Origin of the sequence: Danxiaibacter flavus (assembly GCF_041060425.1) — a bacterium.
Classification (GTDB): Bacteria; Bacteroidota; Bacteroidia; order Chitinophagales; family Chitinophagaceae; genus Danxiaibacter; species Danxiaibacter flavus.
On sequence record NZ_JAULBC010000001.1, the window covers coordinates 515,955 to 531,902 of the forward strand.

At 41.7% G+C, this 15,948-nt stretch carries 8 protein-coding genes; 7 read left to right on the plus strand and 1 reads right to left on the minus strand.

Annotation, left to right across the window (positions count from 1 at the left end; genetic code table 11):
• The first annotated feature begins 162 nt into the window (after positions 1–162).
• The 7 genes from QTN47_RS01995 (at position 163) to QTN47_RS02025 (ending at position 13,494) form a co-directional block, all read left to right on the plus strand.
• On the plus strand, positions 163–1,341 hold the full coding sequence (locus QTN47_RS01995) for an NHL repeat-containing protein (protein ID WP_369327634.1): 1,179 nt from the start codon (positions 163–165) through the stop codon (positions 1,339–1,341).
• Positions 1,342–1,572: 231 nt separating this feature from the next.
• Positions 1,573–2,169, plus strand: a complete 597-nt coding sequence (locus QTN47_RS02000) for an RNA polymerase sigma factor (RefSeq protein ID WP_369327635.1) — start codon at positions 1,573–1,575, stop codon at positions 2,167–2,169.
• Between the two features lie 200 nt (positions 2,170–2,369).
• Positions 2,370–3,548: a FecR family protein gene (locus QTN47_RS02005; RefSeq protein WP_369327636.1), complete on the plus strand. Its 1,179-nt coding sequence runs from the start codon at positions 2,370–2,372 to the stop codon at positions 3,546–3,548.
• Between the two features lie 186 nt (positions 3,549–3,734).
• Positions 3,735–7,055, plus strand: a complete 3,321-nt coding sequence (locus QTN47_RS02010) for a TonB-dependent receptor (protein ID WP_369327637.1) — start codon at positions 3,735–3,737, stop codon at positions 7,053–7,055.
• Between the two features lie 10 nt (positions 7,056–7,065).
• Positions 7,066–8,664 carry a RagB/SusD family nutrient uptake outer membrane protein gene (locus tag QTN47_RS02015; RefSeq protein ID WP_369327638.1) on the plus strand — a complete coding sequence of 533 codons (1,599 nt, stop codon included), beginning with the start codon at positions 7,066–7,068 and terminating at the stop codon, positions 8,662–8,664.
• A gap of 214 nt (positions 8,665–8,878) precedes the next feature.
• Positions 8,879–10,498 (plus strand): glycoside hydrolase family 43 protein, encoded by a 1,620-nt coding sequence (locus QTN47_RS02020; RefSeq protein WP_369327639.1) that lies wholly within the window; start codon positions 8,879–8,881, stop codon positions 10,496–10,498.
• An 11-nt stretch (positions 10,499–10,509) separates the two neighbouring features.
• On the plus strand, positions 10,510–13,494 hold the full coding sequence (locus tag QTN47_RS02025; protein WP_369327640.1) for a glycoside hydrolase family 2 TIM barrel-domain containing protein: 2,985 nt from the start codon (positions 10,510–10,512) through the stop codon (positions 13,492–13,494).
• Between the two features lie 412 nt (positions 13,495–13,906).
• On the opposite strand, the gene QTN47_RS02030 is transcribed toward QTN47_RS02025, so the two are convergent.
• On the minus strand, positions 13,907–15,943 hold the full coding sequence (locus QTN47_RS02030; protein ID WP_369327641.1) for a plastocyanin/azurin family copper-binding protein: 2,037 nt from the start codon (positions 15,941–15,943) through the stop codon (positions 13,907–13,909).
• Between the last annotated feature and the right edge of the window lie 5 nt (positions 15,944–15,948).

Below are 15,948 nucleotides of genomic sequence, written 5' to 3' on the forward strand. Positions count from 1 at the left end.
TTTTAGGTTTAGTCATCAATGCTGTTTATTCCTTTCATCCGGTCATTTATTCTGTCCACAGTTTATTTCATTGCAGTCGGCCCCATAGCTTCTTCTTCGGTTACTAGTTTAGCATTGTCTTCAACAATGATAATAAAAATTAGCACGCATAAAAACAGGTTTATGAAAAAAGTAAAGACTTTCTTTTTGTTGCTTGGTTCAACAGCAACTATTCTTATGTTTTGTTCGTGTACAAAAGAGCAACGTCCTGGCCCGGCTGGTAACGGAGACCAAAACAATCCCGGCAGCACCAGCCTTAATGTCAACGTTACAACCGTTGCAGGAAAACGCGGCGAACGGGGCAATGCGGAGGATGGCAACGGTGTATCTGCGCGTTTTTGGAACCCCGGGAAGATGGTCTTCGACAGCCGTAACAATATGCTGTATATCGCAGATGGAAGCGTGATTAGGAGCATGGACATGCAATACAACGTGAGTACCTATGTGCCGTTGCGCATGTTGGGAAGTTCATTTAATGATATATTGGATATAGCACTCGCTCCTGGTAACGGTGGAAGCCTTTACGTAACTACAAAAGAAAATGACCTCTGGAAAATTGAACCGGATGGAGATCAGGCAAGCGCTATTAATATTATCAACAGGGTGTATAGCGGCAATGCAATTGGGTCCATGAATTCCGGCGATCATTTTGATTTGGCCAGAGGATTGGCAACAGGCGCAAATGGGGAGATTTATTTCTTCAATCAATCCTGGGCCACTCTTCACCGGATCAGGCTTTCGTCCTTAACAGAAGGTGTAGTAGAAATATTTGCTGGCAAGGCAGAAAATAAAAGTGGTGGCGATGGTAATCCTTATCCGTTCCTGGACGGAAAAGGCGAGCTGGCAACTTTTGGCGCCAGGGTTTCGGATATAGCTTCCGATGCGAATGGAAATATTTATGTGGCTGACTTTGACAATAATCTGGTCCGTAAAATTACTCCTGATGCAACGGTTACTTCTTTGTTCCCTTTCAAAACTCATGTAGGAGTTGATGTTGATGGGCCGATAGCGAAAGCAGAATCCAACAATGTGTTACAAGTGGCAACCACAGATGATGGCAATTTCATTTTCTTTACCACTTACGGTTATGCCGGTAACAACCTCAATGCCCTCCGCATGGTAAGACCGGGAAAAGACGTCATCACACTCGCAGGCTATTCCGGTCATGCTTCCTACGGTGATGGTCCCGGAACGACTGCCGGCCTCGGCGAAACCGGCGGCATTGCGGCAACTCCGGATGGTAAAACAATCTTTGTTTCTGAACCCGGACAAAAGGTGATCCGCAAGGTGACGATTGAGTAGGTCAGGGAATTTTCCCGAAGCATTGGATGGAAATTGTGTCCAATTGACATAACAGGTGTAGAAAAATAAGCAAACGTTTGCGTATTTGCCGGTTAGGCTATTTTTATACCTTTCTCTGCAGTTTGATAGTAAAAGAGTTCGTACCGCCGATTCAATGAATCTTAAGATAAGGATATAATTACTTCTACATGAGAATTATTAACTGCAACTAAGAACAAAAAATTGCCTGCTTTGACTTTAACTGATAGTTGTGCCGATGAGCCTTTGATGCTGCAAATTTCTAAAGGCGATGAAAATGCGTTCCAGCAATTGTTTTATCAATACAAGGATAAGCTGTATGCTTTTGCTTTTCGTCTTACAGAATCTAATGAGACAGCTGAAGACATAGTGCACGATACTTTTCTAAAACTGTGGCTCAACAAAGAAAAACTGACAGAAGTAAAAAATGTAAATGCCTACATATACAAGGCTGCACATAATAACATCTACAATGCCTTCCGCCGCAAGGCCAAAGAAACACTGATATTGTCTGAGCTGAAAAAAGAACTAAGTATTGAGGTCGATGATACGGACAACAGGATTTTGCTAAATGAAGCCCAATTACTTATTGACAATGCCATAGATAAGCTCACACCGCAACAGCGTGAAGTTTTTAAAATGAGCAGAAAAGAAGGTTTAAAAACAGAAGAAATAGCGCAGCGGCTTAACATCTCACTCTTTACAGTGAAAAAACATTTGACTAATGCAATAAATTATTTGCGGAAAGAAGTGGCCAACTCTTACAGGCTTGAAGTAGTGCTTTTTGCCCTCTACATGTTAAGGCGCTGATTTTTTTAAAAAAAGTTTCTTTACAACTACTACCACTTTGCTTTTCATTTGTCTTACTTATATGTGGTTATTTTTTTGCCTGCATCATTGTCTAATTAAACGCATAACGTTGGGCTGAAACCAAAATGTATTATTAAAAGATCAGGTTAATTGTTGAATAAGAAGACTCGTTCAACAAAGCTTGTAATAAATGTTGTTGAATGTCGCCAAGATTAGCCTATCTGCTGGAGAAGTATTTGAACAAAACGCACACGGAACAAGAAATGCAGGAGCTTGCAGAAATTGTTCTCAATTCAGAACACGATGAAGCGGTTGCGGAGTTGTTAGAAAAACGCTGGAATGAATCGCAGGCCCCTGAAGTTTTGTCAGAGCCTGTGTCGCAATCAATTGTTCGGTCAATTCTCAGCGCCGAAATACCCGGATCCAACTCAAAAAACAATAAGATAATCAGCATGATCTCACTGAAACGGCTTTGGGTTGCTGCTTCGGTTGTTTTGATTGTCGGAGTTGGTCTCTACCAGTTATTTTCCAACAGTGGAAGTGATGCTGATAAAAAACACGTGCCTGCTGTAGCTCAGGATGTTAAAGCTCCCGTGGGTAACAAAGCTGTGATTGTAATGAATGATGGAAGCAAGATTTCGTTGGATAGCATATCCGGGGCATCGATCTCCATTCAGGGTAATGTGAGCGTAACCAAAACAGGCGATGGTCGCGTGGCGTATAGCGGAACTTCAGATGTCATAGTTAATAATACACTCATAAATCCGCGCGGCAGCAAGGTTGTAAATATCACCCTGCAGGATGGAACAGCCGTTTGGTTAAACAGTGAGAGTTCAATTAAATATCCTATTGCATTTACAGGCAAGGAACGGACTGTAGAGATAACGGGAGAAGCATACTTGGAAGTGGCAAAAGATCCCTCCAGGAAATTTATTGTAGTTACAAACGGTGCAAGAACAGAAGTGTTAGGAACGCACTTTAATGTAAATGCCTATGGTGATGCTGGACATACCAATATAACACTGCTTGAAGGAAGTATAAAAGTATTTAATAATGGTTCAGCGGCATTGCTTACGCCAAACCAGCAGGCGCAGTTGTACAGCGACAGTAAGATCAATGTGATTGATCATGTTGAAGCAAGCGAAGTTGTTGCATGGAAAAACGGATTGTTTAGTTTCAACAGTCTTCCGTTAAAAAATATCATGCAGCAGCTGGAACGGTGGTACAATGTAACTGTGGTTTATGAAAATGTAACCAATACCAAACACTTCAGCGGCATCTTCAGCCGCAGCGATAATGTATCGGAAGTTTTAAAGGTGATGCAGTTGGCTGGCTTAAAGTTCAAAGTAGAAGGTGATAAAATTACTGTAACAGAATAAACAAAAGCTAAGATTTCAATACTTGTATTTCTGCAAAAGAATTTGCGGATAACTCCGGTTTGCGTGTATCAGCTCACTTTTTTAGTATCAATTATTATGTAACCCAAAGGACAAACTATGGATTCAAAGACGTATTGTTTTCTTCGGTTAGGAAAAAAGAAAACAATCAGCAAAACGCTACTGACTATGAGATTCATGATTTTTTTCTTATTGGCTGTAAGCTTGCAGGTTAATGCAAAAGGCTACAGTCAGAAAGTTTCAATCAATGAGAAAAATGCTTCTCTGAAACAGATTTTTAAATCAATCAACGTACAGGCTGGCTATCATTTTTTTTATGAAGATGAACTCATCAGCAAAGCAGGTAAGATTGATATCAATGTAAAAGATATGCCTGTTGCAGAAGTGTTGAAGACATGTTTTAAAAACATGCCCTTTACTTTCACTATTTCGCAAAACACTATTGTTGTAGTGCCTGTTCCTCAAAAGAAAGAGCAACAAACAAGCGCCGTTCAAATGGTGCCTCAGGCTGCTTCGGTAATTGTTAAAGGAACAGTGAGAGATGAAAATGGCAAGCCTTTGGAAGGGGCTTCCATCAAGTTGAAGAGTGATGGCAGGGGAGTTGCGGCAGATGCAAACGGGGATTTTTCTCTTACAGTGCCGGATGCTTCCGCTGTGCTTGAGGTTTCTTATGTTGGATATGAAACTGCTGAAGTAAGCGTATCAGGAAGCACAACAGTGAACATTATTTTGAAGCAGGTTATTGCAAAAACTGAGGATGTGGTTATTGTTGCTTATGGCACACAAAAGAAAACGAATTTAACAGGAGCGGTTTCCACTGTGTCGGCAAAAGATTTGACTGACCGTCCTGTTACGAATGTTACAAATGCATTGCAGGGCAAGCTTTCCGGCGTAACTATTACAACCAATAATGGCCAGCCGGGAAGAGATGGTGGTACTATTAATATCAGGGGTGTCGGCACGGGCCTTGGTGGTTCTCCTGCCGCTGCCGGTCCGATGGTAGTGGTGGATGGTGTGGTTGCATCTTTGGGTGAAGTAAATCCAAACGATATTGAAAGTATTACAGTACTTAAAGATGCCTCTTCTGCTGCTATCTACGGAGCAAGAGCTTCCAATGGTGTAATTCTTGTGACAACTAAAAAAGGTAGGAAAGGAAGTTTACAGATTAGCTATGATGGATATGCAGGTGTACAATCAATTACAAGAAAACCCGATTTTTTACCATCATGGCAGCAGGCTCAATTGTACAATGAGGCACTGGTGAATGAAGGTGGTACTGCTAAATGGAGCGACCAGGATATTCAGTTGTTTAAAGATGGTACTGACCATACAGGTGCACATCCTAATACTGATTGGTTAGATCTGTTTTATTCAGAGCCAGGTTACCAGACAAGCAATAATATAAGCCTTAACGGAGGAGACGAGAAAACCAGGTACATGTTTTCCCTGGGATATTTTGATCAGAAAGGAAATGTGCCCAAGACAGAGTATGAGAAATACAATGTAAGATTCAATATCAATTCACAGGTAACCAAAAAGTTTGCAATTAATGCTAATCTTGCTTATTTGTATGCTCCTTTTAAAGAGCCGGTGAGTACTTATGCAACCAGCTTTTCTCAAATTATCAGGCAAATCAATCGTGTCTCCAATACCGTTCCTTATAAATGGGAGAATGGAGCTTATGGATATGTTTCTGACGGATCTCCTATGGCCTGGCTTGAGTCCGCTTCTTTTAATAAATGGCAGAATTATACGTTAACCGGCAATGTTGGATTAGATTATGCGCCGGTTAAAGGCCTGCATTTAAGACCTTCATTTGCCTACAGGCTGGCAACAGGGCAGCAACAACAATTTGTAAGTGATATCCAATATTATCGCGGTGGGCCGGCAGGAACGCCTTTAACATCTACAAAATACCAGGGCCCCAATAATTTAACCAACACAACGGACAGAACAACATACACCTTGTTGCAGATGCTTGCTGAATACGAAAAGAATCTTGGTTTGCATCACTTCAGATTGTTGGCTGGCGCATCGCAGGAGTATTCTGTTTATAATAATTTCTCAGCCTATCGCCAGGGTTTTTTAAATAACTCCATCACACAGATAAATGCGGCCCCGGCAGACGGACAGGTTGCAAAAGGATATGCAAACGATTGGGCATTGCAATCTGTTTTTGGCAGGTTTAACTATGACTTTGCTGATAAGTATTTGTTTGAAGCAAATGTCAGGTCGGATGGATCTTCACGCTTTGCTCAAGGTAAAAGATGGGGAACATTTCCTTCATTTTCTGCCGGATGGGTTATTTCGAAAGAGGTATTCTTTGATAACCTGAAAGATAAAATTAACCAGTTAAAGCTAAGGGCTTCATGGGGGCGCCTGGGTAATCAGCAGATCTCCAATTATCCAACTATCTCTACCGTTGCGCCAGGACAGGTTTATTCTTTCAACCAAAGCCTTGTGTCAGGCATCGCGCCCACAACCGGTGCTAACACCGACATTCAGTGGGAAACAACCGAGACTTACGGAGCTGGCATTGACGCATCTTTCCTTAGAAACAAACTGGCCGTATCATTCGATGTCTTTAATAAGAATACCGATAACATTTTAATGGTATTGCCGATTGGCGCGCCTTATGCGCTGAGTGCTCCTTTCCAGAATGCCGGTGCAATGACGAATAAAGGATTTGAACTTAATGTGGGTTGGACCGATAATATTGGCAAAGTGAATTATTCACTCAACGGTAATGTGACCTATACAAAGAATACTGTTACCGATCTTAAAGGTGCAGGACCATTCATTGATGGAGGCACATTTTATGATGTGGGTTATCCTTTCAAATCGTTATTTGGCTTACAGGCAGAAGGAATTTATCAGTCACAGGATGACGTTTCCAAATCCGCAGTGCTTAATTCAAAAGTAGCTCCTGGTGATTTAAAGTATAAAGATCAAAATAAGGACGGTGTTATAGATGCAAAAGACAGGGTGTACCTGGGTTCCTATTTTCCAAAATATACGTTCGGTTTAACCGCTACTGCAGAATATAAAGGCTTCCAGCTTAGCTTGTTTTTCCAGGGAGCTGCAGCGGTTAAAGCCGCCGGAGGCAATATGATTGGAATGGTTGGTCCCGATGTACAAAAGCCAACTTCTGTGTTCCTCGACAGGTGGACTCCTGATCATCCTTCTAACGCTTTTCCAAGAGTCTGGTATAAATACACACAAAACGATCCCAACACAAACCCATCTTCATTTTGGGTGAAGGATGCTTCATACATCCGTCTGAAAAATTTGATGCTGTCGTACAGTCTGCCAAAAAGCTGGATTGCTAAGGCACATTTAAGCAATGTGAAAATTTTCTATAGCGGACAAAACATTCTGACGTTTACAAAATTCTACAAATGGATAGATCCTGAAGTTGGTTCTTCAGCCAGCATCTACAGCTATCCGCAGGTAATGGTTAATTCAATTGGTTTAAATGTTGCATTCTAAAATTTGAACGATGAAAAAAACAATAATATTTCTTTTGGCATCAGCTGTTTTCATAGGCTGTAAAAAAGACTTTTTAAATACAGCGCCTTTAGATGCATATAGTAACACAACTTTATGGAAGTCGCAGAATGATGCCCTCGCCGCATTAAATGGCTGTTATAGCGGTTGGGAATATGGCGATAATGTTGTGTACGATGACTGTATTACAGATAACGCTTATGATCAGTTTCCCTGGGAAGGATATGAAACATTTGCTTCCGGATTATCTACACCAAGCAACCCGGGAATAAACAAATATGATTACACAACCATTCAAAGGTGTAATTGGTTCCTCGATAATATTGAGAACGTAACCGCAAATATTGATGCAACGATCAAAGAAAGAATGAAGGCAGAGGCAAGATTTTTGAGAGCCTATCGGTACTTTATTTTGAGCCAGAATTATGGTGATGTGCCTTTTGTGGAACATGCAATAAGCCCGGCTGAAGCCAACAGCATTAAGCAAACACCAAAAGCTACGATCACTGATTTTGTACTTGCAGAATTGCAGGCAATTGCACCTGCGTTGCCGGTAAGCTATACGGGTAGCGATATTGGCAGAATTACACGCGGTGCAGCATTGGCATTAAAAGCAAGGATAGAATTGTTCAATGGGAAATATGCTGAGTGTATTGCAACAACGCGACAGTTAATGACATCGCCTTTCTCCTACAGTCTCTATCCCAATTATGGCGAAATGTTCCGTCCGCAAAATGCAGACAACCGGGAAGTGATTCTCGATGCGCAGTACCTGGTGAATACCAACAGCGCATGGGTGTTGATTGTTCTGGCTCCAAATTCATTCGGAGGCTGGAGTTCGGTTGCTCCAACGCAATCATTAATTGATTCATATGAAACGATTAATGGAAAAACAATTCAACAGGATCCATCTTACAATCCGGCGCAGCCTTACAGCAATAGGGACCCAAGATTGGAAGCAAGTATTATAAGACCTGCAAGCTTTTATATGAACACTTATTTCGATCCGCTGAGTTCAGGTTCGCCTGATGCCCGTGGTAATAATAACGCTTCTCCAACAGGCTACAACTTTAAAAAATACATTCAGAATCTGGATGATTTTAACGGAACAAGTTATGGCTCCGGTGATATTAGCAACACCGGCCAGACATTCATTGTTATCCGTTACGCCGAAGTGCTGTTGACTTATGCTGAAGCCAAGATCGAAGCCAACCAAATTGATCAGAGCGTGTACAATGCCATCAATACCGTAAGAAACAGGGTGGGAATGCCATCCGTAACATCTGCAATGTATCCGGATCAAACATCGCTTCGCACGTTGGTAAGGAGAGAAAGAAGAGTAGAGTTAGCCGGAGAAGGTTTGCGTTGGTATGACGTTCAACGCTGGAAGATTGCGACAACAGCTATGTCCGGCAATGTATATGGCTGTCCTGATGGAACAGTGAATACTTCTACCGGAGCGCTTACAATAACACCCAATACGAATATCAATATAGGTAGCAGGGAATTTAAAGACAAGAATTACCTGTGGCCAATCCCTCAAAAAGAAATTGATATTAATAAAGATCTTATTCAGAATAAAGACTACTAATTTTAAAGAAACCGGCCGAAGTAGTTCATCTCTGGCCGGTTTCTTTATTTAGTCATTGCTGTAAAAATGTTCGTTTTAGAACGAATGCTTCAAATCCCAACCCTCAATAACTTTGTCAAAAAAAAGCATATCGAAAAGTATTTGCCGGAAATAAAAGGTTAAAAAAAACATTGCAGCCCTATCCCTTATTTATTGAATTTTACACAACTCCTGTATGTATAAACAACGTATACAAGTAATTGTAATTTTTCTTCTGTGTATTTCATCTCTAAAAACTGTTGCTCAGCAAAAGAGTTTGACTCGAAAATGGACACCCGACAACGGCGATGGTACTTACAAAAATCCTATCCTGTGGGGCGATTGGCCCGATCCGGATATTATTCGTGTAGGCGAAGATTTTTACTTTGTTTCAACCAGCATGCATTATGTACCGGGTTGCCCGATTTTACATTCCAAGGACCTTGTGAACTGGGAGATTTCGGGCTATGCCGTGGACAGATACAATGAAGATCCACGCTATGACCTGCATGGAGGAAATATGTATTTGCGTGGTTCATGGGCAGCGACGATCAGGCATCATAACGGTTTGTTTTATGTTGGATTTTGTACGCCGGCATGGGACAAAGAAAAAGGTAACTTCTCCATTTGTATCTCAAAAGATATCAAAGGTCCGTGGACAAGAACAATATTCCCCGAATACCTTTATGACCCGGGATTGTTTTTTGATGACGATGGAAAAGTATATGTGGTGCACGGCCAGGGAAAATTGTATGTAACGGAGCTTGCAGCCGACGTTCGTTCAACTGTTGGGCAGGCTAAGCTTATCTGGAGTGAGCGTATTGAAAAGCCTCAGGGTTCAACTGCTCCTTATAATGCTTATGGTATGGAAGGCTCGCATGTGTATAAGGTAAATGGCTATTACTATATTACTTGCCCGGCTGGAGGAACGGAAGGCTGGCAAGTGTGTTTGCGCAGTAAGAACATCTACGGGCCTTATGAAAAGAAAGTAATTGTTCAGGATGAAAGCTCATACCCGTATAATGGTTTGCATCAGGGCGGCATGGTTCAGTTGAAAGATAGTAGTTGGTGGTTCATGATCATGCAGGATAGGGGAGCAATAGGGAGAGTTGCGCACCTGGAGCCTGTTGTCTGGAAAGACAACTGGCCAATGATTGGCGAAAATGGAAATGGTAAAGGTGTATTGAATTACAAAAAGCCAATTGAAGGAAATAAAACTTCAATAAAAATTCCTGCAACTACTGATGAGTTTAATGTGTCTCAATTGGGACTTCAATGGCAATGGAATCACAATCCCGATAATTCCAAATGGTCTCTTACCGAAAGAAAAGGCTATATGCGCCTGCATGCCGGATTTGCGGCTGAGTTAACAACCGCGCGCAACACCCTTACACAAAGAGTGCAAGGGCCATATTCAGAAGCAACGGTAGAAATGGATGTGACAGGTTTGAAAGATGGTAATGTTGCCGGCTTTGGAATTTTTCAATCGCCATACGCATACATTGCTATCAAAAAACAAGGTAATTCAAATAGTCTTGTCGTGGTGAATAATGGAACTGTTGTAGATATCATTCCCGGGTTCAATCATAAAAAAATCTGGATAAAAGCAACCGCTACAGATAAAGGGTTTAAAGGAAATTTCTTCTACAGTATTGACGGAAAGAAATTCATTCCATTTGGCAATACGCTCAATATGGGACTGGGATATGATTGGACTGCCAACCGTTTTGCTTTGTTGAATTTTAGCACGACAGAAGATGGTGTGGATGGTTATGCAGATTTTAACTGGTTCAGATTTCACGGTGTTAATGAATAATATAGTAAATAGTGAGACACTACTTTCTTTTAAGCAGAATATTACTTATAGTGCTTTGCACACTCAACTTTGTTTCTTCTTTTGGACAAGTCAATAACAGCGAAAATAGATTTAGTCAAAATGAAAATTCAGCTGCAAGAAAAGTGTTAAACTTTAATGCTAACTGGGCTTTTTACAGAGGCGATCTGCAGCACGCCGAAGCCATTGATTTTAATGATAAAGACTGGTATGCCATATCTGTACCACATGTACTGAGGCTGGAAAAAAAGCACAATGGCGGTAATGAGGTGTACCAGGGAGTTGGCTGGTATCGCAAATATTTTGTTGTGCCTGCATCGTTCAAAAACAAACGTCTGACAATCTGTTTTGATGGGGTACAGATGAATTGCGATGTGTTTTTGAATGGCGAGAAAATATACACGCATTATGGTGGTTACATGGGCTTTGTTGTCGATGTAACCAATAAGATAAAATTTGATAGAGACAATGTTTTGGCGCTTCGTGTTACCAATGAGAATGATCCGCAAACACCACCCGGAAGAAATCAGGAGAAGCTTGATTTTAATTATTATGGTGGTATTTATCGCGACGTAAAACTGGTTGCAACAAACAAGCTGTACATATCAGATCCGCTTGAGGCTGGTAAGATTGCCGGCGGTGGTTTGTTCGTTACTTATCCTAAAGTGAGCAGGCAATATGCTGAGGTAAATGTAAAAACACATATAGTGAATGAGGTGAGAGAACAGAAGGAAGTTAAGCTTGTTACTGTAATAAAGGATAACACCAACCGGGAGGTGGCTCGTGCGGTTTCTGCGAATGTTTTTCAAGACGAAAAAGAATTCGTTCAAACCCTTGCTGTAAACAATCCTTCGCTCTGGCATCCGGATCATCCTTATTTGTACCATCTTGTTTCGCAGGTATATAGTGATAACAAGTTGGTGGATGAAAAAACAACTTCAATCGGGATACGTACGATCAGTTTTAAATCTCCTTCAGGAAAAGCAGATGGCTTTTATATCAATGGAGAGAAGCTCTATCTGCGCGGCGCAAACAGGCATCAATGCTATCAAACCATTGGCGATGCTGCATCCAATTCAATGCAATACCGCGATGCCTTGCAAATAAAAAAAGGAGGATTTAATTCCGTGAGAGCTGCGCACTACCCACAATCACCTGCATTTTTAAATGCTTGTGATGAATTGGGTTTATTGGTGATAGAATGTGAACCAGGCTGGCAGTTTTTTAATAAAGATTCAATTTTTATCTGCCGCACATTCCGCGATATAAGAGAGATGATCAGAAGAGACCGGAACAGGCCCTCAGTGTTTTTGTGGGAGACATCGTTGAATGAATCACCAACTCCTGCAGCATGGGCTAAGCAGGCGGTGGCCATTGCGCATGAAGAAATGCCCAATGATCAGATGTTTACATCAGATGATTTTTTTGCGAATGGTAAAAAGTTTTATGATGTATGTTATAAGGTAGTTAATGAAGATGGTTCTGATCCGATGCCGCAAATGCCTTCGATCACACGCGAATGGGGAGATACATGGATTGCCGATCCTGCAAAAGAAAATGGTCTGAGGGCTTCGAGAATGTACACTGAAAAAGGACTGATTAATCAATGTATACTCAGACAGAACGCGCTGAACGGAACTCCGCTGGAAAGCGAAGGTGGTTACTGGGATCATGCAAAGCTGGATGCCAATGAAAGAATAGCCGGTTATTTTTTATGGAGCTTTAATGATGTTACAAGAGGCTCAGATCCCATAACAGCATTTTGTGGAGTGGTTGATATTGACAGGTATGAAAAATTCGGGTATTACCAATTAAAGGCGATGCAAGACGCCCGTAATCCTGCTTATGGACCGATGGTTTTTATTGCCAGTTTCAATAACAGACCTGATATAGATTCTTCCGTAATTGTATTTTCAAATTGTGAGAAGGTAAAATTTTACAGGAATAATCACTTCATCAAAGAAATCACCCGCTCTGAAAATGCAGTTACTGCACCGTTCATCGCAGCCAAAGGGGGAAGTCCTTATTTTAAATTTGATTTGACAACATACGAGACCGGCGAACTAAAAGCTGAAGGTTATCTTGATGGAAAACTGGTTGCGGTACATACCATAGCTACACCAGGTAAGCCAGATCACCTGGAGATTGAGGTTGATGATCAATTAATAAAACCAGTAGGAGATGGGACTGATATGATACCGCTCCACGTTAAGATTTGTGATAAGAACGGTACGCTAATTTCAAATAAGAACGCTCTTGAATCTTACACTATTCATCTTAATGTGAGTGGTGCCGGGTCACTGATTGGTGCTGATATTGCAAGGGCGAACATTGCGGTGCAACATACGGAAGGTGGTATTGGTTATGGCATTATCCGTACAGGTAGCCACGCAGGTAAGATAACGGTAAGTGCAACAGCTGATGCTTTAAGGCCTGCTCAAAAAGTTGTTACAACCGTTAAAAGTGAAGATCAATTTGTACAGGATGGAAAACATTATGCCTGGCTCATTGAAAAAGAAAATACAGTCTTGAAAGAAGGAAATATGAGTGAAGCCCTGAATGAAAAAACGCAATTGATAAAACTCCTGCCTTCCATGCTAAAGGTGAATAGTGAAAAGCTTTTACCTGGAATAGAAAAACTAATAGACGAAGACTACTCTACTGTGTGGATAGACGAGGCTAACATTGTTCCTGCTGAACTGACAATTGATCTTGGCGGGCAATATAAGTTAAAGGGTTGTAAGATAGTGTGGGGAAAAGATAGTGACTGGTACACATATTCACTGCAGGTTTCTGAAGATGGAAAGAACTGGAAAACAGAAGTTGAAAATGTAAAAAGCTCCGGGCAAGAATATAAGCCTGTATTATTTACCACTACCAATGCAAGATATGTAAGGCTGAAGATTGCAGGCGTGCAGTCTGAGCAAAGCAAGATTGCGGTTAAAGAGTTTGAGTTAGTTGGTAGTGATGACAATTGACAATACAATGTCGTTTGGTTAAGCTGAAATAGTATGACAGTACTCTTGGCAATCACGCCGACTGCCTTCGATTCATTGCCGTCTGCTTCAGCTGACGGACAGTGGATTATCTTTAAAACCGGGCTTTAGCCCAAAAAATCGATCGCGTGGCTAAAGCCATATTCAATTAGTTTCATTTTTCCGTCAGCTGAAGCAGACGGCAATGAAAAAACAGCCTTAATCTGTAATTGGCACGATAGGAGAGGTCTCCCGAATATTGATCTGATCGTGATATTTTAGGAGCGCTTGATATTGACAGCCCCTAACTGAACGAAATTGAATTTGCAATAAGTCTGATGCTGTTGTTAGTTTTATATGATGCAAAAAAGCCTTCCGGTGGGAAGGCTTTTTCTATGAGATGAGATCTTACTTCTTATTCCGCTACCACTTTCATTACCCCCTTCATCACCAAATAATGTCCCGGATAACTACACAGGAACGGATAAGTTCCCGGTTTGTCCGGTGCTGTAAAATAGATGGTGTCAGACTCTTTAGGATGTAACAGTATAGTATGAAACAATACATTCGGCGTATTTGGTACAAAACTTAATCTTTCTCCGTTCAGTCCCATGTTCACGGCCATTTGCCCAACCTTATCGGAAGTACCTGGCTTTACAAACACCATGTTGTGCAACATATCATCGCTGTTTTTGAATGTGAGTTTTATTTTGCTGCCGGCTTTAACCGTAATATTGTCTGTATCGAACTTCAAACCGGGTTTTGTTCCGATAGTAATTGTTTTGTCGGGCTTGCCCCAATCAGCCGGTTGCTTTGTAAGGTGTTTCACAGTTACTGCTTTAGCTACAACAGCCCCGCTTGTACCACCTGAACCCATATTCATATGATCGTGATGTGACATGGCTGGCGTTACCTGGTTTTGCGCAGTGATCTTCAGGTTGTCACCATCAGGAATATTGTTCAATGTGTAATAGCCAGTATTATGCAACAACGCCACTTTCTCTGCAGAACGCACACCTTCAGTTTTGATTTCATGAATATAACCAAGCTTTAAGGAATCCAGCACCAGGCGAACTTTTAACTTGTCCGGAGAAACTTCAATCGCTTTTATTTTTCTGTCGCCCTGGTTAATTACCGGACTTCCATAAATATGATGATACTTGTAAGTAAAGCTGGTGATCTGGTAAGAGTTAACATCTTTGGCTGCTTTTTCGTCCACCGGCTGTGTAAACTCAATCTCAAAGCCATCAGGCCTGGCGCTTACGGTCTTCATTTCGAAAGGCGTTTTTTCGTTCCACACCAATCTTTGCAGGCCATATTCTTTGCCTCCTGTTGCTCCCCAGCCGCGAGCCGTCATACCAACAAACATGCTGCCGTCAGATCCCCAGCACATGCGGATAATGCCGGAAGAAAACCCTTCTCTGAAAGGAAATACAACACCCTGGTATACACCTTTTACTTTTTCAAGTGAAACGCGCATGATCTTACTTTGTCCCTGGTCACCAACAAAAAGTTGCCCTTCAAACGGACCCATTTTGGCAGCGCCTTCATAGCTAAGAATATCTGATGTAGAAATCCCTAAGATGGTATGAGGAAACCAAACTGCCGGTGTTTTTAATCCGGGGACACGTTTAGCTACTTCATACTTGGGTTCGCCGGTATCCGGAATATCCTGCTTTTTTAATCTAACCGGCGAGTTAGGTTCGCCGGACCAACGAAGACCACCGGGATTTCCAACAAAGTCACCTTCTGCTACATTGGTAATGCTCCCGGAGCCCACCCAGTCACCCTGGTTCTCTGCATAAAAGATATCTCCGCTGTTATTCAGCCCAAAGCCCGCAGGTGAGCGGAAGCCCGTTGCGAAAGGTTTGAATTTACCTTCAGGACTTATCTTAATCATCCAGCCGCGCCATTTGGTTAAGCTTTCGCCATATCCGATCCAGGAAAGGTTCAGCGTAAGGATCATGTTACCATCTTTATCTAGTTTTGGGCCATAAGAATACTCATGATAGTTACCCGATAAAGGCCAGGAATAAATGGTTTCATATTCATCAGCTCTTCCATCACCGTCAAGATCTCTCAGCCTGGTCAGCTCGGACCTTTGTGCCAAATACAGATCCCCTTTGATGTAGTTGAGCCCAAGCGTTTCGTGCATGCCCTCTGCAAACAGTGAATAGCGTGGCATGCCTCCATTTTTCATGTAAGGATTGCTTATTTTCCAAACCTCTCCATGTCGTGTTGAAACAGCCAATGCATCGTTCGGCAGTAAAGTCATTCCGCCTACTTCCAGCTTTACATTTTCGGGAATGGGCAGTGTTTGAATGGTATAATAATCTTCTTCTTTCTGAGTGATCGTGGTATCGCTGTTCTGAGCTTTTGCACCAAAGCACGCTGCAAATAACAGTCCGCCCAGCAAAGCTTTTTTATGTTTAAATGTATGTTGCGTTGTCATGATGG

What these genes read in the sequence shown, in the direction of transcription:
- QTN47_RS01995 (WP_369327634.1), top strand. Translation starts at nt 163, where the DNA reads ATGAAAAAAGTAAAGACTTTCTTTTTGTTGCTTGGTTCAACAGCAACT.
- QTN47_RS02005 (WP_369327636.1), top strand. Translation starts at nt 2,370, where the DNA reads ATGTCGCCAAGATTAGCCTATCTGCTGGAGAAGTATTTGAACAAAACG.
- QTN47_RS02010 (WP_369327637.1), top strand. Translation starts at nt 3,735, where the DNA reads ATGAGATTCATGATTTTTTTCTTATTGGCTGTAAGCTTGCAGGTTAAT.
- QTN47_RS02015 (WP_369327638.1), top strand. Translation starts at nt 7,066, where the DNA reads ATGAAAAAAACAATAATATTTCTTTTGGCATCAGCTGTTTTCATAGGC.
- QTN47_RS02020 (WP_369327639.1), top strand. Translation starts at nt 8,879, where the DNA reads ATGTATAAACAACGTATACAAGTAATTGTAATTTTTCTTCTGTGTATT.
- QTN47_RS02030 (WP_369327641.1), bottom strand. Translation starts at nt 15,943, where the DNA reads ATGACAACGCAACATACATTTAAACATAAAAAAGCTTTGCTGGGCGGA.